Source organism: Pseudomonas chlororaphis (assembly GCA_001023535.1).
In the GTDB taxonomy this organism is placed as follows: domain Bacteria; phylum Pseudomonadota; class Gammaproteobacteria; order Pseudomonadales; family Pseudomonadaceae; genus Aquipseudomonas; species Aquipseudomonas chlororaphis_E.
Genome location: CP011020.1, coordinates 2,914,662 through 2,931,828, shown reverse-complemented (window position 1 = coordinate 2,931,828; position 17,167 = coordinate 2,914,662). Strand labels below are relative to the sequence as shown.

At 63.1% G+C, this 17,167-nt stretch carries 18 protein-coding genes; 9 read left to right on the top strand and 9 right to left on the bottom strand.

Annotated features, from left to right (window positions below; all coding sequences use genetic code 11):
- Nucleotides 1-59: 59 nt before the first annotated feature.
- Both VM99_12935 and VM99_12930 read right to left on the bottom strand, forming a co-directional pair.
- On the bottom strand, nt 60-605 hold the full coding sequence (locus VM99_12935) for a hypothetical protein (protein AKJ98926.1): 546 nt from the start codon (nt 603-605) through the stop codon (nt 60-62).
- A 153-nt stretch (nt 606-758) separates the two neighbouring features.
- The gene (locus VM99_12930) at nt 759-1,790 is read right to left on the bottom strand and encodes a LacI family transcriptional regulator (GenBank protein ID AKJ98925.1); all 1,032 of its coding nucleotides are present in this window, start codon (nt 1,788-1,790) and stop codon (nt 759-761) included.
- A gap of 215 nt (nt 1,791-2,005) precedes the next feature.
- On the opposite strand from VM99_12930, the gene VM99_12925 reads away from it, so the two are divergent.
- Nucleotides 2,006-2,539, top strand: a complete 534-nt coding sequence (locus VM99_12925; protein AKJ98924.1) for a gluconokinase — start codon at nt 2,006-2,008, stop codon at nt 2,537-2,539.
- 92 nt (nt 2,540-2,631) lie between these two features.
- A complete protein-coding gene (locus VM99_12920; GenBank protein AKJ98923.1) occupies nt 2,632-3,984 on the top strand; it encodes a permease DsdX in 1,353 nt (450 codons plus the stop codon).
- A 117-nt stretch (nt 3,985-4,101) separates the two neighbouring features.
- Here the strand turns inward: VM99_12920 and VM99_12915 are convergent, their stop codons facing one another.
- Nucleotides 4,102-5,319: a glutamate-pyruvate aminotransferase gene (locus tag VM99_12915; protein AKJ98922.1), complete on the bottom strand. Its 1,218-nt coding sequence runs from the start codon at nt 5,317-5,319 to the stop codon at nt 4,102-4,104.
- A 197-nt stretch (nt 5,320-5,516) separates the two neighbouring features.
- Here VM99_12915 and VM99_12910 point away from each other — a divergent pair, with 197 nt between their 5' ends.
- Both VM99_12910 and VM99_12905 read left to right on the top strand, forming a co-directional pair.
- Nucleotides 5,517-6,179, top strand: coding sequence for a lysine transporter LysE (locus VM99_12910; GenBank protein AKJ98921.1), 663 nt, complete (start codon nt 5,517-5,519; stop codon nt 6,177-6,179).
- An 81-nt stretch (nt 6,180-6,260) separates the two neighbouring features.
- Nucleotides 6,261-6,746 (top strand): transcriptional regulator, encoded by a 486-nt coding sequence (locus VM99_12905; GenBank protein AKJ98920.1) that lies wholly within the window; start codon nt 6,261-6,263, stop codon nt 6,744-6,746.
- Between the two features lie 7 nt (nt 6,747-6,753).
- Here VM99_12905 and VM99_12900 read toward each other — a convergent pair whose 3' ends face one another.
- Nucleotides 6,754-7,239 (bottom strand): GNAT family acetyltransferase, encoded by a 486-nt coding sequence (locus tag VM99_12900; protein AKJ98919.1) that lies wholly within the window; start codon nt 7,237-7,239, stop codon nt 6,754-6,756.
- 142 nt (nt 7,240-7,381) lie between these two features.
- Between VM99_12900 and VM99_12895 the strand changes: the two genes are divergently transcribed.
- From VM99_12895 to VM99_12880, 4 genes are all read left to right on the top strand, one after another.
- Nucleotides 7,382-7,816: a ketosteroid isomerase gene (locus tag VM99_12895; protein ID AKJ98918.1), complete on the top strand. Its 435-nt coding sequence runs from the start codon at nt 7,382-7,384 to the stop codon at nt 7,814-7,816.
- Between the two features lie 67 nt (nt 7,817-7,883).
- Nucleotides 7,884-8,228: a dehydrogenase gene (locus VM99_12890; GenBank protein AKJ98917.1), complete on the top strand. Its 345-nt coding sequence runs from the start codon at nt 7,884-7,886 to the stop codon at nt 8,226-8,228.
- 28 nt (nt 8,229-8,256) lie between these two features.
- Complete coding sequence (locus VM99_12885; GenBank protein AKJ98916.1) at nt 8,257-8,733, top strand: polyketide cyclase; 477 nt, start codon at nt 8,257-8,259, stop codon at nt 8,731-8,733.
- On the top strand, nt 8,733-9,974 hold the full coding sequence (locus VM99_12880) for an RNA polymerase subunit sigma-24 (GenBank protein AKJ98915.1): 1,242 nt from the start codon (nt 8,733-8,735) through the stop codon (nt 9,972-9,974). Before VM99_12885 ends, VM99_12880 begins: the two co-directional genes overlap by 1 nt.
- 497 nt (nt 9,975-10,471) lie before the next feature.
- Here VM99_12880 and VM99_12875 read toward each other — a convergent pair whose 3' ends face one another.
- The 5 genes from VM99_12875 to VM99_12855 all read right to left on the bottom strand — a co-directional run bounded on the left by VM99_12875 (nt 10,472) and on the right by VM99_12855 (nt 16,162).
- Nucleotides 10,472-11,815 (bottom strand): peptidase, encoded by a 1,344-nt coding sequence (locus VM99_12875; protein AKJ98914.1) that lies wholly within the window; start codon nt 11,813-11,815, stop codon nt 10,472-10,474.
- A 207-nt stretch (nt 11,816-12,022) separates the two neighbouring features.
- Nucleotides 12,023-14,074: a diguanylate cyclase gene (locus tag VM99_12870; protein AKJ98913.1), complete on the bottom strand. Its 2,052-nt coding sequence runs from the start codon at nt 14,072-14,074 to the stop codon at nt 12,023-12,025.
- A 306-nt stretch (nt 14,075-14,380) separates the two neighbouring features.
- Nucleotides 14,381-14,977 carry a superoxide dismutase gene (locus tag VM99_12865; GenBank protein AKJ98912.1) on the bottom strand — a complete coding sequence of 199 codons (597 nt, stop codon included), beginning with the start codon at nt 14,975-14,977 and terminating at the stop codon, nt 14,381-14,383.
- A 175-nt stretch (nt 14,978-15,152) separates the two neighbouring features.
- Entirely contained in the window at nt 15,153-15,755 is a 603-nt protein-coding gene (locus tag VM99_12860) for an amino acid transporter LysE (GenBank protein AKJ98911.1), read from the bottom strand.
- Nucleotides 15,756-15,760: 5 nt separating this feature from the next.
- The gene (locus tag VM99_12855) at nt 15,761-16,162 is read right to left on the bottom strand and encodes an acetyltransferase (GenBank protein AKJ98910.1); all 402 of its coding nucleotides are present in this window, start codon (nt 16,160-16,162) and stop codon (nt 15,761-15,763) included.
- Nucleotides 16,163-16,251: 89 nt separating this feature from the next.
- Between VM99_12855 and VM99_12850 the strand changes: the two genes are divergently transcribed.
- Nucleotides 16,252-17,151, top strand: coding sequence for a LysR family transcriptional regulator (locus VM99_12850; protein ID AKJ98909.1), 900 nt, complete (start codon nt 16,252-16,254; stop codon nt 17,149-17,151).
- The last annotated feature ends 16 nt before the right edge of the window (nt 17,152-17,167 follow it).

Sequence of the window (17,167 nt, the reverse complement as noted above, 5' to 3'; positions counted from 1 at the left end):
GGACGGGGAGGGAATCAGGGGCCGCCAGTATAGCTGGCCGCCCCGGCGCATCATCAAGCTTAGAGAGAGGCGAGGAACACATCAGCCAATGGGGTTTTGCCATCGGTACGGTTTTCCTGGGCCTTTTCAACCTGGGCTATCGCTGATTTGTCCTGCATGCGTTGCGCGATCTCCTGGCTGACGGCGGCCTGCTTCTCGGGCGGCATTGCCTGGAACTCTTCTTCGGTGATGCCCAGCTCCGCAAGAATGCTGTCGCGCAGGCGTTGCTCCGGCGTCTTGCTCATGTAGTCCTTGAAGGCTTCCATTGCGGAACTGCCGGCCGCGGCAGTGTCTTTGGACGACGAGCTCTGCAATTGCACGCGGGTCTTGGCGAACGCCTCGTCCACCTTGTCGCTGATGGCGGTGGCTGCGTTGACCTGCTGGGTGGCGCGGCGGGTGAACGAATCCTGGACCTGGGTGCTGGCCTGGCTGGCTTGGGCCTGGACGTTATCGCGCAGCGCCTGCAATGCGGCGCTTTGCAGGCCGCTGGCCGCCTCGGCGGTAAGGTCCTCGCCGGGGCGTTTGAGGGGCAGATTCATCGCTTGTTGTTTGGCACTGACCAACATGATGGACACCTGTAGGTAATGGCTGGGCCATGGGCCAGAGCAATTCCCATGCCTGGCCTGCGACCCCAGGTTTTACAGGGGGCGGCGCCATCGGACGCTAGGAAGGGCGGCCAACCCTTGCCGCTGGACGGCATCGATCGACCGCCTGGGCCTTCAGGTGCTTTCGCGTACTTTGAGTTCGAACCCCATGTCCACCACCGGTTGCGCGATGCGGTTGCCCGCCATCAGCGTCAGCATCTGCTCAGCGGCGCGCTGGCCGATGGCTTCCCGTGGGGTGCTGATGCTGCTCAGGCGCGGCACCATGTGGGCGGAGGCGGGCAGGTCGTTGAAGCCCAGGACCGAGATCTGCTCGGGGATCCTGATGCCGCAGCGCAGGGCTTCGAACAAGGCGCCATGGGCCAGGTCGTCGTTGCCGAAGAAGATCGCGTCGACATCCGGGTGGCTGTCGAGCAATTGCAGAAACAGCTCGCCGCCCAGCCCCACCGAGGACGGGCGTGGCGTCAGCAGTTCCAGGTCCGGGTCGTACAGCCCGGCCTTCTGCAACGCGCGGCGGAAGCCTTCACCACGCGCCAGGGTGCGCTGGTCCAGCTGGGCGCCGATGTAGGCCAGGCGCTTGCGGCCCTTGGAAATCAGGTGCGCGGCGGCCGTCTCGCCAGCCTTGAGTTGGGAAAAGCCCACGCAATTGAGGCCCGCGCCGGGGTCCAGTTCCATCATGTACACACAGGGAATGTTGCTGGCCTCGATCATGCGCCGGGCGCTCTCGGTGCGGTCGAAACCGGTCAGCAGCAAACCTCGTGGCTGATAGGCCATGTAGTTGCGCAACAGGTCTTCTTCTTCGTCCCGGGAATAGTGGTAGTTGCCGATCACCACTTCGAAGCCCTTGGGCCGCAGCACACGATGGATCGCCTCGAGGGTGTCGATGAACAGCAGGTTGGACAGCGACGGGACCAGCACCACCACCGAATGGCTCTGGGCCGATGCCAGCGCACGGGCGGCCGGGTTGACCACGTAGTTGAGTTCCAGCGCGGCCTGGCGGACTTTTTCCACCAGTTCCGTGGCCACGGTGCTGACGCCGCGCAGGGCGCGGGAAGCGGTGATGGGGCTGACACCGGCCAGGTGTGCTACTTCGTTGAGGGTAGGGCGGCCGGTGGTGCGAGGATTCTTATCGTTTTTAGGGGCGGTCATCAGGGCGGCTTGCCAAACAAAAATCAAGGCACTAAGGTAGCGCTGTCTCGACGCGGCTGCAAATGCGTGAGCGGGGTTTGCCTGAACCTCGTGCGTGGGTGTCGTGAACGAACATGCTGCAACCACAAAAATGACAAGAAGGCGTCGGCAACTTCTGCTTTTGCTGCGGTGTCATAACTGGCAAAGGTAGCGCTGTCTGCGCGCTGAGGTGTTACATGAACAATCCCATCACCGCCCTGGTCATCATGGGCGTTGCCGGTTGCGGCAAAACCTGTGTCAGCCAGGCCCTGTGCCAGTTGAGCGGCGCCACCGCCATCGAAGGCGACACCTTCCACCCTGCGGCCAACATCCAGAAGATGAGCGCCGGTATTCCCCTGAACGACGACGACCGTGCCGGCTGGCTCGACAGCCTGTGCGACGAGTTGCGCCGCGTCGATGCCACCGGCGAACGCCCGGTGCTGACCTGTTCGGCCCTCAAGCGCAGTTATCGCGAACGTCTGCGCAGCGCCTTGCCGGGCTTGGGCTTCGTATTCCTCGAACTGACCCCCGAAGTGGCCGCCGACCGCGTGTCCCATCGTCCGGGCCATTTCATGCCGTCGACCCTGATCGACAGCCAGTTTGCCACCCTCCAGTCCCCTGTCGGCGAGCCCCTGACCCTGGCTCTGGACGCGTCCAGCCACAGCGTCGACGAACTGGCCCAGCAAGCCTACGCCTGGTGGTTGGAACACGGCTTGAAGCTGGCGAGCTGAGCCCCACTGTTTTTGCGTCAGAAAGATAGCGCTGTCCCGACGGCTTACAACTAACTGCTTCAATAACAACAACAAATCAGGAGACACCCCTCATGTTTGGCATGTCCCACGAGACGTTCCTACTGCTCGATGCAGTGGTCACGGTGATCGGACTTATCCTCCTCATCACCCAGTTCAAACTCCACCCGTTCATTGCCCTGACCATCGCCGCCGCGTTTCTCGGCCTGACCTCGGGCATGCCGATCGGCACCATCATCAAGGCGTTCCAGGACGGCTTCGGGGGGGTGCTGGGCTTTGTCGGGATCATCCTGGCGCTGGGCACGATGCTCGGCAAGATGATGGCCGAGTCGGGCGGGGCCGACCAGATCGCCCAGACCTTGATCCGCGCGTTCGGCAAGGACAAGGTGCAGTGGGCCATGATGTTCGCCGCGTTCCTGGTGGGGATTCCGCTGTTCTTCGAAATCGGCTTCGTGCTGTTGATCCCGCTGGTGTTCATCGTGGCCCGGCGCACCGGCGTGTCGATCATCAAGATCGGCATCCCGCTGCTCGCCGGCCTGTCCGCCGTGCACGGCCTGGTACCGCCACACCCGGGGCCGCTGCTGGCCATCGGGGTGTTCGGCGCCGACATCGGCAAGACCATCCTCTATGGGCTGATCGTTGCCTTGCCGACCGCCATCATTGCCGGTCCGATTTTCGGTACGTTCATCGCCAAGCACATTCCAGGTCACGCCAACCAGGAGCTGGTTGACCAACTGGCCCGCGAACCCGATGCCAAGGAACTGCCGAGCTTCAGCATCACCCTGGTTACCGTTCTGCTGCCGGTGTTCCTGATGCTGCTCAAGACTTTTGCCGATGTGGTGCTGCCGGACGGTAACGTCTTTCGCACGTTCATGGACCTGATCGGCCACCCGATCTCGGCGTTGCTGCTGGCGCTGTTGCTGTCGCTGTACACCTTCGGGCATCGCCAGGGCATCGGTTCGAACCAGATCCTGAAGTTGCTCGACGCCAGCCTGGCGCCCACCGCCGCGATCATCCTGATCATCGGTGCCGGTGGTGGCTTCAAGCAGATGCTGGTGACCAGCGGCGTGGGTGATGTCATCGGCCATATGGCGGTGAATGCGCAGATCTCGCCGATCCTGCTGGCCTGGCTGGTGGCCGCGGTGATTCGTATCGCCACCGGTTCGGCCACCGTCGCGACCATCACCGGTGCTGGCATCGTGGTCCCTGTGGTGGGGATGATCCCGGGTGTGAACCGCGAGTTGCTGGTGCTGGCAACCGGCGCCGGTTCGTTGATCCTGTCCCACGTCAACGATGCAGGTTTCTGGCTGGTCAAGCAGTACTTCAACATGACCGTGGCCGAGACGTTCAAGACCTGGACCGCGATGGAGACCATCCTGTCCGTGGTGGGCCTGGGCTTTATCCTGTTGTTGTCGCTGGTGGTTTAAGCCGCGCATAAGCAATGTGGGAGCGGGCTTGCTCGCGAAGGCGGTAGAACATCAACATCTTCGTTGATGGTCAGTGCGCTTTCGCGAGCAAGCCCGCTCCCACATTTTGGTTGTGTGTCAGGCGTTAGGTTTGCCGACCCACCCATCGGCCCGGAACATCGCCCGAATGCCCCGCACCGCCTGACGAATCCGGTCCTGGTTCTCGATCAGTGCGAAGCGCACGTGATCATCCCCGTATTCACCGAACCCCACCCCTGGCGAGACGCAGACCTTGGCTTCGGCCAGCAGCTTCTTGGCGAACTCCAGCGAGCCCAGGTGCGCATACGCCTCTGGAATCTTGGCCCAGACGTACATCGAGGCCTTGGGGTTTTCCACCATCCAACCCAGTTCATGCAGGCCCTTGACCAGCACGTTGCGGCGTTGGCGGTACTGCTCGGCGATGTCGCGCACGCATTGCTGGTCGCCTTCCAGCGCGGCGATGGCGGCCACCTGCAAGGGCGTGAAGGTGCCGTAGTCGTGGTAGCTCTTGATCCGCGCCAGGGCGCTGACCAGTTCCGGGTTGCCGACCATGAAGCCGATGCGCCAGCCGGCCATGTTGTAGCTCTTGGACAGGGTGAAGAACTCCACCGCGATGTCCTTCGCGCCCGGCACCTGCATGATCGACGGGGCTTTCCAGCCGTCGTAGACGATGTCGGCGTAGGCCAGGTCGTGGATTACCAGCACGTCGTACTGCTTGGCGAGGGCGATGACCCGCTCGAAGAAATCCAGCTCGACGCATTGCGCCGTGGGGTTGGACGGGAAGCCCAGGATCATCATCTTCGGCTTCGGGATCGAGCCGCGAATGGCCCGTTCCAGTTCGTCGAAGAAGTCCACGCCCGGCACCAGTGGCACCGAGCGCACCTGGGCGCCGGCGATCACCGCGCCGTAGATGTGGATCGGGTAGCTGGGGTTGGGCACCAGCACGGTGTCGCCCTGGTCCAGGGTCGCCAGCATCAGGTGGGCCAGGCCCTCCTTGGAACCGATGGTGACGATGGCTTCGCTTTCCGGGTCGATGTCCACCTCGTAGCGGTCCTTGTACCAGCGCGAAATGGCGCGGCGCAGGCGCGGGATGCCCTTGGAGGTGGAGTAGCCGTGGGTGTCTTCCCGCTGGGCGACGGTCACCAGTTTCTCCACGATGTGGGGAGGCGTGGCGCCGTCGGGGTTACCCATGCTCAAGTCGATGATGTCTTCGCCGCGCCGACGCGCAGCCATCTTCAGCTCGGCAGTGATATTGAAAACGTAAGGGGGGAGTCGATCGATGCGCGCAAAGCGGCGCGGCGAACCTTGTTCGGCCATTGTTGCCTCGAGATACGTGAGCGCCCGGAACCGTCCGAGCGACGTTGGCCACTGCGGTGGCCTGCGGCGCAAGATAATGGCCGCCGTGGCCGCTTGTCCAGTGGCGCCCCACAACTATTTTCGACGACACTGTCGACCCGCCCGCCGCACGCGTGCGGACAGTCGCAATTCGCCATACCTACTCGAACGGAACGATGATGGAATTTTCCAGCGGTTTTTTGCTGAGCCTCTCCCTGTGCCTGGACATCGGCGTCGCCAACATCGCGATGATCACCCTGGCCATGCAGCGCGGTTATTCCCAGGGGTTTGCCCTGGGCCTGGGTACGTGCGTGGGGGACCTGATCTATGCGGTGCTGGCCCTGGCGGGCATGACCGTGCTGTTGCAATACGAAACGGTGCGCTGGGTGCTGTGGATCGGCGGTTCGGCGTTATTGCTGTATTTCGCGGCGAAGATGATCCACGCGGCGATGTATCACAGTGCCGTCTTGGCCGAGGCCGGCGAAGTGCGTGGTCAATCCTCCCGGCAGGCGTTCCTGCGCGGGATCTTCCTGGCCATGTCGTCACCCAGCGCCATTTTGTGGTTCGCGGCGGTGGGGGGCACGCTCATTGCTCGTGCGGGCGGCGGGACGGTGCTCAGTTCGGCGCTGTTTCTCAGTGGTTTTCTCTGCGCCGGGTTGCTATGGAGTGCGGGCCTGTGCCTGGCGGCGACCCAGGGCGGCAAATTGCTGGGGGATAAGCTGTTGCGCTACTCCTGCTGGGCATCCGCGGCGATCTTCTGCTATTTCGCCGTATACGTAATTGTTTCTGGCTACGACGAGTTCGTTGCAAAAACCGCCATGCCGGCCTTGCCGGGGTTCTGACAAGCGAAACGGTGCTGGCAATCACGTGTTGGCTTTCTATACTGCCAAGCCCGACTTCACGTTTTTCCGGAGTGTTGACGCATGGAAAAGCACGCACGCGATTACGCCGCCGAGCCACGCCTCGAACAAGGTCGCTTTCTACTGATTGCCGGTTTTGGCGCACGTTTTACCGCGTGCACGATGCAGGACATCCCGCTGGTCTGGGAGAAATTCCTGCCTTGGCTCGGCAAGGTGCCGGGGGAGAAGGATGAAGTCACCTACGGCGTGGGTTGCAACCCGGACGGGGAGGGCGGGTTCGAATACATCGCCGGCGTGGAAATCAGCCGGCTCGACGACTTGCCCGAACAATTCCGCTGGATCGAGATCCAGCCGGCCCGTTACGCGGTGTTCGAACACAAGGGGCCGCTGAAACAACTGCCGGAGACGTTCCGCTACATCTGGGATGTCTGGTTGCCCCAGTCAGGCCATGCTGCTGCGGATGCCCCGGAATTCGAACGCTACAGCGAAGATTTCAACCCAAAGACCGGCGAGGGCAGCCTGGAGATCTGGATACCGCTCCAACCGTGACCGGCGGCTAGAACATCAACCCCATCCGCCGCTCATAACCGATACGGCCCCTGTACGCCTCGCCGCTGTCGACCCAGCCCAGTCGGGTGTACAGGCCGATGGCCGCTGCATTATCGGCATCGACCGAAAGCTCCAGCCCCCTGATTTCCGGCCAGGCCGCCCGTGCCACGGCGGGCAGCGCCTCCAGGCAGGCTTTGCCGTAGCCCTGGCCCTGGACCCGATGATCGACCTGCAGGGCGTGCAGGGTGGCGCTGTGTTCATTGGCCCAGGCGGGCAGTACCGGCGGGCGCTTGAGCAGCAGGAAGGCCACGGGCACGTCGTTGGCCACCAGGGCAAAGCCCTTGACCCCGGGGCCGGGCCGGGACAGCAACGTGTGCAGTGCACCGTGGATATCACCGGCGTACTGCACCTGTGCGGGATGGATTTCGATGGCTTCGACCTGTTCGCGTTGCTGCGGGGTCAGGGCTTCGTAGGGTACGAGTTGGGCGGTCACAAAAACGTCCTTGGTTTGCCGGCAGTGTAGGGGCGCGATTCTAACGAATTTTTTGCCTCGAATTATTTTTGCCAGGGTTGTCGATTCGCCGTTTCTCCAGACGACAAAGGGTGTCTTCCACAAAAAACTGCGGAGAATCACCATGAATACCCAAGCCACCGAAACCCAGATCCAGGCCTTGATCGACACCTATCGCGAAGCGGTCATGAGCAAGGATGTCGAAAAAGTCATGGCCCTCTATGACGAGGACATCGTCTCGTTCGATGCCATTCAGGCCCTGCAATTCAAGGGCAAGGCCGCCTACCGGGCGCACTGGCAGGCGTGCATGGAAATGTGCCCCGGGCCGCACAAGTTCGACTTCCACCAGGTCCGGATCACGCCCGCCGACGCCATTGCCTTCGCCCACTGGCTGGCCTACTGCGGCGGCACCAACGACAAGGGTGAGGAACAGGCCTGCTGGATGCGCGTGACGGCCTGCTACCGGCGCGTGGCCGGGCAATGGAAGATCGCCCACGAGCACTGGTCGGCACCGTTCGACCCGATGGCCGGCACGGCGATCTTCGATTTGCAGCCCTGATCGTCGGTTTTTTCGCCAACGGTCTTTCTGCCGTCCATAGTTGATCCGTTCGATCGCGGAGTTTGTCATGAAGTACTTATGCCTGGTCTACAGCAACGAACACACGCTGCACAACGCCCCCGACAGCCCTGAGGATGCCGAGTGCATGGCCTACGCCGAGTCGATCCAGGGCAGCGGGCGGATGCTTGCCGCCGAGGCCCTGGCGTCGGTGCAGACGGCCACCACGGTGCGCATGCGCGGCGGCAAGCTGTCGATCACCGACGGCCCGTTCGCCGAGACCAAGGAGCAACTGGCGGGCTTCTACCTGATCGACGCGAAGGACTTGAACGAAGCCATCCAGGTCGCCGGCCATATCCCGGCGGCCCGGGTCGGCTGCGTCGAAGTGCGACCGGTACGCCAACTGAACCCCTGAACAACAATCACAAGACAGGATTTGACCCATGAACCTCAAGCCAGCCCCTCATGCGTTGTCCATCAGCCGAATGATCGACGCGCCGTGCCAGAAGATTTTCCGCGCCTGGACCGAGCCGGCCTTGCTGGTGCAGTGGTGGGGCCCCCACGGCATGACGACGCCGGAGTGCGAAATGGACCTGTGGGTCGGTGGCCAGTTTCGCACCTTGATGCGCGCGCCGGACGGCAGTGAGTACCCGACCATGGGCGTGTTCCTGGAAATCCTTGCACCTCGACGGCTGGTGTTCACCGATGCATTCGTGCCGGGCTGGATACCGTCGGGCAAGGCTTTCATGACCGCTGAAGTGGTGCTCGAAGAGGTCGGTGACAAAACCCGCTACACCGCCCGGGCATTGCACTGGAGCGAGGAGGATCGCCAGGCGCACGAGGCGATGGGTTTCCATGACGGTTGGGGCCAGAGCCTGGACCGCCTGGAAACGCTAGTCACCCAAGGCATGCCCGACTGATGCCGGCCGAGGCGGTTCGGGCGCGGGTCGAGCAGGTGTACCGGCAAGATTCGCGGCGCATCCTCGCCACGCTGATTCGCCTGCTGGGAGACTTCGACCTGGCGGAAGAGGCCTTGCACGACGCCTTTTTCATCGCCGTCGAACGCTGGCAGCGCGACGGCGTACCGGACAATCCGCGGGCCTGGCTGGTGTCAGCCGGGCGGTTCAAGGCCATCGACAGCTTGCGCAGGCGCGCGCGCTTTGCCGCGTCCCGGCCGCTGTTGATCGCTCAACTGGAGGCGCTGGAGCAGGCCGACTGGAGTGATGAAGACGTGGAAGACGATCGCTTGCGGCTGATTTTCACCTGCTGCCATCCGGCCCTGGCCGCCGATGCACAGGTGCCGTTGACGCTGCGAGAAGTCTGCGACCTGACCACCGAGCAAATCGCTCGCGCCTTTCTTGCCGCCCCGGCGGCCATTGCCCAGCGCATCGTGCGGGCCAAGGCGAAGATCCGTGACGCGAAGATCCCCTATCAGGTGCCGTCCCGCGCGGAGTTGCCCGAGCGGCTGGACAGCGTGCTGCGGGTGATTTACCTGGTGTTCAACGAGGGTTATTCGGCCTCGATGGGCGCCGAATTGACCCGTGAAGACCTGACCCGCGAGGCCATCCGGCTCGGGCGATTGCTCCTGCAATTGTTGCCCGAGGCCGAGGTCATGGGCCTGTTGGCGTTAATGCTGCTGCACGAATCCCGGCGCCTGGCGCGCACGTCGCCGACCGGGGAGTTGATCCTGTTGGACGAGCAGGACCGCACGGTGTGGGATGCCGAACTGATTGCCGAAGGCTGTGCCCTGGTGGAAGCGGCGCTGGGCACCCGACGGTTCGGGCCGTATTGCCTGCAAGCGGCGATAGCGGCGGTACACGCCGAAGCGCCGACGGCCCGGGAAACCGACTGGCCGCAGATCGTCGGGCTCTATGACGTGCTGTTGCGCGCCATGCCGTCCCCCGTGATCGAACTCAACCGCGCCGCCGCCCTGGCCCAGCGCGATGGCCCGCTGGCAGGCTTGTGCTTGATCGACGCGATCCTGGGCCGTGGCGAACTGCAGGACTACCACCTTGCCCACTCGGCGCGGGCCGAATTCTGCCGCCAACTGGGGCGGGACGACGAGGCCAGGGCCGCGTACGAGCGCGCCCTTGAACTGACGCAACAGTTACCGGAGCGGCGGTTTATCGAAGGGCGACTTGCGAAATTAGCCAAGCCATAGCCGGCCCGGTAAAAGTCGGGTTTAACTCGGTCATTGTGGGAGCGGTGATCACCAATGCCAGCCCCGCCTTGGAACCCTGTGGGAGAGCTTGCTCGCGAAAGCACAGTATCAGTCACCATCGATGTCGAATGTGCCACCGCCTTCGCGAGCAAGCCCGCTCCCACAGTTGGCGTTGCGGTGATCACCAATGCCAGGTCCACCTTGGAACCCTGTGGGAGAGCTTGCTCGCGAAAGCACAGTATCAGTCACCATCGATGTCGAATGTGCCACCGCCTTCGCGAGCAAGCCCGCTCCCACAGTTGGCGTTGCGGTGATCACCAATGCCAGGTCCACCTTGGAACCCTGTGGGAGCGGGCTTGCTCGCGAAGGCGGTGGTCCAGCCGACCGAGATGTTGACTGGCATACCGCAGTCGCAAGCAAGTCCCCCAAGTCGCTCCGATTTCTCCAGGTGCAAAAAAGGCGACCCGAAGGTCGCCTTTTCAGTTTGCCGGCGTCGATCAGAACTCGTGATCGGCGTTGTCCGGGTTCAGGTCGCTGATGCCCAGTTTGCCGGCCGCTTGTTCGATCGAACCGGTCTGCTTGACCAGTGCGGCGATGGCGTCGCGCACGATCTGGTTACCGGCGGTGTTGCCGGCGGCGATCAGTTGATCGTAGTGCTCGCCCTTGTTGGCGTGATCGACCATGACCTGGATCTTGGCCTCGGTGTCGGCCAGGTCGGCCTTCAGCGCGGTGTCCGCCGCCGGGTCGGCCTTGGCGACCAGGGACGACAGGCTGGCGCCAGTCATCTTGGTGCCGTCGACGCGGGTGTATTCGCCCAGGTACACGTTACGCACGCCCTTGGCGTCGTAGAAGTGCGAGTTGTGGGTGTTGTCGCTGAAGCAGTCCTGCTCGTCTTCTGGCGAGTTGGCTTCCAGGGACACCTTCATGCGCTCGCCCGCCAGTTCACCGAGGGACAGGCTGCCCATGCCGAACAGCATCTTGCGCAGGCCGCTCTCGGCCGGTTCCGCTTCCAGGGTGGCGCGGTAGTTGTCAGCCACGTTCGGCTTCCAGTTGCCGACCATTTCCTCCAGGTCGCTGACCAGCAGTTGGGTCACGGACTTGAGGTAGGCACGACGGCGGTCGTTGTGGCCACCGGTGGCGCCGGCGCCTTGCAGGTAGTCGGACGCCGGACGGTTGCCCGCACCCGGGCCGGTGCCGTTGAGGTCCTGGCCCCAGAGTAGGAATTCGATGGCGTGGTAGCCGGTGGCGACGTTGGCCTCGGAACCGCCCAGCTCGTTCAGGCTGGCGAGTTTTTCCGGGGTGATGTCCTTGACGTCGACCTTGTCTTCACCCACCTGGACTTGAGTGTTGGCGATGATGTTGGCGGTGGCGCCCGGGTTGCCCAGGGCGTGCTCGTAGGACTTGTCGACGTAGTCGATCAGGCCTTCGTCCAGGGGCCAGGCGTTCACCTGGCCTTCCCAGTCGTCGATGATGGTATTGCCGAAGCGGAACACTTCGCTCTGCAGGTACGGCACGCGTGCCGCGATCCAGGCAGTGCGGGCAGCGCCCAGGGTCTCGGCGTTCGGCTTGGCCAGGAACGCGTCGACGGCGGTTTGCAGGGTCTTGGCCGTGGATTCGGCATCGCTGTAGACGGCGTAGACGATGTCGGCGTAGTGCGCGACAACGGCCTTGGCGGCGGCTTCATCGACTTTGCCGGCGGCAGCAGGGGCGACCGGTGCCGCAGTGCTGGCGGCAGGCGCTGGCGCTTGCGGCGCGGCGGCCTTGTCTTTGCCTTCGCCGCAACCGGCGAGGGAAATAGCGATGGCCAGCAGACTGGCGGTAGCCAGAGGCATACGAATCATGGCGAACATCCTGCTTCGGAAATGGATGGGACAGGCGCGAGGGTGCGCAAAAACTGCGACATAATGCGAAAGATTTGCATTATGTGTAAAGGGTTGCGGCTGTAAATATTTCTTATTTAATCAATGCCGATCGCAGCCTCGGACTACTCCGACAGAACGGCGCGGAACCGTTGTAGGAAATGTTGAAGGCTGTGATGGATCAAGGAATCAGAGGATGGAGGCCTTGCTGCGCTCCGCCTGCTTCAGGTAAGCGCCCAGTTCCCGTGCCGGCAGCGGCTTGCTGTAGTAGTAGCCCTGACCTTCGTGGCAGCCCTCGGCGATGATGTAGGCTTCCTGCTCGACCGTCTCGACGCCTTCGGCGATCACTTGCATGCCCAGGCTCTTGCCGAGCTGGATGATCGCCCGGACGATGGTTGCGTCGTCTTCGTCTTCGAGCAGGTCCTGGACGAAGCTCTTGTCGATCTTGATCTTGTCCAGCGGCAGGCTCTTGAGGTAGCTCAGGGACGAATAGCCGGTCCCGAAGTCGTCGATGGCGATCAGTGCGCCGGAGCGGCGCAGGCTCAGCAGGTGTTGGGCCGCGGTGGTGATGTCTTCCATCAGGCCGGTCTCGGTGACTTCCAGCTCCAGGCTGCGCGGCGGCAGCCGGTACATCTGCAGGAGGTTGTTGACCACCCGCGGCAGCTCCGCATGGTGCAACTGCACCGTCGACAGGTTGACCGCCATGCGCAGTTGGGTGAAGCCCTGGTCATGCCATTCGCGCAGTTGCCGGCATGCCTGGTCCAGCACCCATTCGCCGATGGCGATGATGGTGCCGTTCTGTTCGGCCAGCGGGATAAAGAGGTCCGGCGGCACCAGGCCGTGCTCGGGATGGTGCCAGCGAATCAGGGCCTCGGTGCCCACTACCCGCAGGTCGCGGTAGCTGATTTGCGGTTGGTACACGAGGGTGAACTGCTCGCGGATCAGGGCCTCGCGCAGGTCTTTCTCCAGTTCGCGGCGGCGGCGCATCTCGCTGTCGACGCTGGCGATGTAGAACTGATAGCGATTGCGAGAGCGGCTCTTGGCCAGGGTCATGGTCTGCTCGGCTTTTTGCAGCAGTTTCTCGGTGCTGTCGCCGTCTTCGGGGAAGAGGGTGATGCCGATGGTCGCCCGCAGCCGGATCCCGTGGTCATCGAGGGCGAACGGCGCCTCCAGGTCGTCGAGGATGCTCTGGGCCAGTTCGGCAGCCTCGTAGGGCTGTTCGATGTCGGCCTGGACCAGGGCGAACTGGTCGCCCCCTAGTCGCGCCAGGGCACCGAGACGACCACTGTGGGCGCGCAGCCGGTCGGCGAGGGCGAGCAGCAACTGGTCGCCGGTCTGATAGCTGAACTGCTCGTTGATGCCCTTGAAATCATCCAGCCCGACACACAGCACCGCCACCCGACGTTGCAGACGGCCGGCATCCACCAGGATCTTGTCCAGTTGCTGTTGCAATTGCTGGCGATTGGGCAGACCGGTGAGAAAGTCGTACTGGGCCATGCGCAACAGGCTGTCTTCCGCTTCGTGGCGCAGGTGCGTGTTGCGCTCGATGGATTCGAGCAACTGGTTGGCGGTATTGATCCACAGCCCCAGCTCGTTATGTTCGTGACCGCGCAGTTGCGGGATCTTGTGGGCGCTGGGGCGATCAGGGTTGATTTCGGTCAGGTGCTCGATGATCCGCGACAACGGCTTGGTCAGCAGCCAGTGGTAGACCAGGTACAGCACCAGGCCCATGGCCAGGGCCCGAAGCATGCCGGAGATGAAGATGATCACCGAGCTGACGATGAAGCTCTCGCCATAGGTGGCGGTGTCGAGGGTAATGCTCAGGTCACCGTAGTATTCGCTGTAGGGCCCGCGCCCCACCAGTTGCGTGGTGAAGGTGCGCTCCTTGCCCAGGATCAGGTCGGTCAGCCATCGGCTTTCGGACGCCTGCAGGGCACGGCTTTTTTCGGCGAGCATGGTTTCGCGGGGATGGCCTATGGAGGCCATGCGTACGGCTTTGTCCTGGAACAGGCCTTCGATCACCTGCATGCCCATTTCCCGGTCCAGGCTGTAGACGGCCTGGGTCGACGGATCGCGGAACATGTCGAGGATACGCTGGGCGTCGTTGGCGACGGCCTGGTTGGTTTTGTAGGCATCGAACACGATCTGGGCGCAGCTCAAGAGCACGCCAACGATCAATGCCGAGAGGAGCACGACCCGGAGCAACTTCACAGACAAGCTGTTCTTGAGTTCCAGCTTCAAAGAGTGGTTCCTTGTTCCGTGCGGTAGCGTCAAGTTGCCATGAGTATTGGCAATCCTGTGATGTCAGTCAAAGGGACAATCAAACACCAGGGTTTTCGCCGATAAACATGGCCGATGGACGGTTCTTTCAGAGTGATTGCTCTATGCCCATTGTGTCGGTTGCAAGGGAGCGCAACTTGAGGCCTGGCGGGAATTTTTATTGGTGCTCAAGGCGCACGGTGTCCCCGGCGCCGATCGATACCCGGCCATTGGCGCCGGGCACAAAAAACCCGGCAAGGTGCCGGGTTCTTTGGTCTGGCTACGGGCTTAGGCGGTGAAGGTCTTGCCTTCGAACTGCTCGGCCACGAATTTCCAGTTGACCAGGTTCCAGAACGCTTCGACGTATTTCGGACGAACGTTGCGGTAGTCGATGTAGTAGGCGTGTTCCCAGACGTCGCAGGTCAGCAGCGGGGTGTCGCCGCTGGTCAGCGGGTTGCCGGCGCCGATGGTGCTGGCCAGGGCCAGGGAACCGTCAGCCTTTTTCACCAGCCAGCCCCAGCCGGAGCCGAAGGTGCCGATGGACGTCTTGCTGAACTCTTCCTTGAACTTGTCGAACGAACCGAAGGCCTTGTTGATGGCTTCGGCCAGTGCGCCGGTAGGTTCGCCGCCGGCGTTTGGCGCCAGGCAGTTCCAGTAGAAGGTGTGGTTCCAGACCTGAGCGGCGTTGTTGAAGATACCGCCCGAGGAGGTCTTGACGATTTCTTCCAGGGTCTTGCCTTCGAACTCGGTGCCAGGTACCAGGTTGTTCAGGTTCACGACATAGGTGTTGTGGTGCTTGTCGTGGTGGTATTCCAGAGTTTCTTTGGAGATGTGCGGCTGCAGTGCATCGTGTGGGTAAGGCAGCGGCGGCAATTCGAAAGCCATGGTGATTCTCCTAATCAGGTCAGTTGCGGTGAGCGCAAGGCCGATCACGGGCGGCCCGACTTGCGCCGGGGAGTTTGTACTCTTTGCGGCGCAGGAGTCGGATCATAGCACCGGGGGTGCGGCATAACCACGCAACAACTGTGTGGGATAGAGGTTCCAGAGCGGTTTGGAATAATCAGCCACTGACGATCAATTGCCCGGCTACGGTGAACATCATCGCCGCTACCAGCAGGTCGAGGATCCGCCAGGTGGCGGGGCGAGCCAGCCACGGGGCCAGCCGTGCGGCGCCGAAGGCGAGGGTGAGGAACCACAACAGCGACGCACTCGCCGCGCCGATCACGTAGGCACCGGGCATGCTCTGCTGGGCACCGAGGGAGCCGATCAACAGCACGGTGTCGAGGTACACGTGGGGGTTGAGCAGCGTCACCGCCAGGGCGCTGAGCAATACCGCCCGCAAGGAGCGCACGGCCTGGTTCTCACCGTGTTGCAGGCTTTGTTTCGAACAGGCCCGGCGCAACGCCAGGCTGCCATACCAGAGCAGGAAGGCGGCGCCGCCCCAGCGGGCGATCGACAGCAGCAAGGGGCTTTGGGCCAGCAGCGTTGCCAGGCCGAAGACGCCTGCCGCGACCAGCAGCGCATCGCAGGTAATGCACAGGGCGGCCACCGGCAAGTGGTGCTCGCGGCGCAGGCTCTGGGCCAGGACGAATGCATTCTGGGCACCGATGGCCATGATCAGCCCGAGGGCCATCAACAATCCGTTCACATAGCTTTGCCACATGTTCGTCACTCCCCGCTGGCGGCCAGTTGCCTAAGCACGTCCATGGCCCGTGCGGCGTCGTCACGGCCGACGAACAGATGGTCGTGGTAGTAGCCGGCAATCACGTTGCAACTGATCCCGGCGTTGCCCAGGGCCGTGGCGAAGGCGGCGGTCAGGCCTACGGCTTGCAGCGCCGAGTGCACGTTGAGGGTGATCCAGGCGGCGACGTAGTCCCAGCCCAGGCCGGCCTGCTGTGCCTGGGATTTTTCCAGGATGACGGTCAGCCCCTCGCGTTCGAGAAAGCTGCCGATGATCTCGATGCCGGCCGGCACCTGGCCGTCGGGCAGGCAGCAGAACACGTAGTCGCCGTGATTGAGCTGCGGGCTCAGGCTGCGGATCAGGGTGGTCAATGATGTTTCGCCAGGCATGGCTCGCTCCTTCAAATGATGCTGGCCATTGTCCGGTGGGGCGCTGTATAAGAAAAACCAATCCTGCTGATTACTCATTAGGAAAACTGATGTTCGACTACAAATTGCTTTCCGCCCTCGCCGCCGTGGTCGAGCAGGCCGGTTTCGAGCGGGCGGCTCAGGTGCTGGGCTTGTCGCAATCGGCCATTTCCCAAAGGATCAAGTTGCTGGAGGCACGCGTCGGCCAACCGGTCCTGGTGCGTGCCACGCCACCGGCGCCGACGGAGATCGGCCGGCGCCTGCTCAACCACGTGCAGCAAGTGCGTCTGTTGGAGCGAGACCTGCAAAGCCTGGTGCCGGCGCTGGATGAAGAAGGCCTGCCCGAGCGCTTGCGCATCGCCTTGAACGCCGACAGCCTGGCGACCTGGTGGGCGGCGGCGCTGGGCGATTTCTGCGCCCGGCAGCATGTGCTGCTCGACCTGGTGGTGGAGGACCAGACTGTCGGCCTCAAGCGCATGCGTGCGGGGGAAGTGGCGGCGTGCGTCTGCGCCAGCGAGCGTCCGGTGGCCGGTGCACGCAGCGTGCTGCTGGGTGCCATGCGTTACCGCGCGCTGGCCAGCCCGGCGTTCATCGCCCGGTACTTCCCCGACGGCGTGCGCGCCGATCAACTGGCCCACACCCCAGCCTTGGTGTTCGGTCCGGACGACTTCCTGCAACACCGCTACCTCGCGTCCCTGGGCGTCGAAGGCGGTTTTGAACACCATTTGTGCCCGTCGTCCGAAGGGTTCATTCGCCTTGCCGAAGCCGGTCTCGGCTGGGGCCTGGTGCCGGAATTGCAGGTGCGTGAACAACTGGCCCAGGGCACGCTGGTGAACTTGCTGGCAGATAAACCGATCGATGTGCCGTTGTACTGGCATCATTGGCGCAATGGTGGGCAGTTGCTCGGTGCGTTGACCGAACAATTGATCCGTTCCTCCCGGCAGTGGCTGGTGCCTTGGGCACCGTCCTAGACGTCAAGCAACAGGT

Coding starts and splice junctions, on each gene's coding strand:
- VM99_12905 (AKJ98920.1), top strand. CDS start 6,261: ATGGAAAAGCACGCACGCGATTACGCCGCCGAGCCACGCCTCGAACAA.
- VM99_12865 (AKJ98912.1), bottom strand. CDS start 14,977: ATGGCTTTCGAATTGCCGCCGCTGCCTTACCCACACGATGCACTGCAG.
- VM99_12910 (AKJ98921.1), top strand. CDS start 5,517: ATGGAATTTTCCAGCGGTTTTTTGCTGAGCCTCTCCCTGTGCCTGGAC.
- VM99_12935 (AKJ98926.1), bottom strand. CDS start 605: ATGTTGGTCAGTGCCAAACAACAAGCGATGAATCTGCCCCTCAAACGC.
- VM99_12915 (AKJ98922.1), bottom strand. CDS start 5,319: ATGGCCGAACAAGGTTCGCCGCGCCGCTTTGCGCGCATCGATCGACTC.
- VM99_12875 (AKJ98914.1), bottom strand. CDS start 11,815: ATGATTCGTATGCCTCTGGCTACCGCCAGTCTGCTGGCCATCGCTATT.
- VM99_12925 (AKJ98924.1), top strand. CDS start 2,006: ATGAACAATCCCATCACCGCCCTGGTCATCATGGGCGTTGCCGGTTGC.
- VM99_12880 (AKJ98915.1), top strand. CDS start 8,733: ATGCCGGCCGAGGCGGTTCGGGCGCGGGTCGAGCAGGTGTACCGGCAA.
- VM99_12920 (AKJ98923.1), top strand. CDS start 2,632: ATGTTTGGCATGTCCCACGAGACGTTCCTACTGCTCGATGCAGTGGTC.
- VM99_12930 (AKJ98925.1), bottom strand. CDS start 1,790: ATGACCGCCCCTAAAAACGATAAGAATCCTCGCACCACCGGCCGCCCT.
- VM99_12885 (AKJ98916.1), top strand. CDS start 8,257: ATGAACCTCAAGCCAGCCCCTCATGCGTTGTCCATCAGCCGAATGATC.
- VM99_12855 (AKJ98910.1), bottom strand. CDS start 16,162: ATGCCTGGCGAAACATCATTGACCACCCTGATCCGCAGCCTGAGCCCG.
- VM99_12895 (AKJ98918.1), top strand. CDS start 7,382: ATGAATACCCAAGCCACCGAAACCCAGATCCAGGCCTTGATCGACACC.
- VM99_12890 (AKJ98917.1), top strand. CDS start 7,884: ATGAAGTACTTATGCCTGGTCTACAGCAACGAACACACGCTGCACAAC.
- VM99_12860 (AKJ98911.1), bottom strand. CDS start 15,755: ATGTGGCAAAGCTATGTGAACGGATTGTTGATGGCCCTCGGGCTGATC.
- VM99_12850 (AKJ98909.1), top strand. CDS start 16,252: ATGTTCGACTACAAATTGCTTTCCGCCCTCGCCGCCGTGGTCGAGCAG.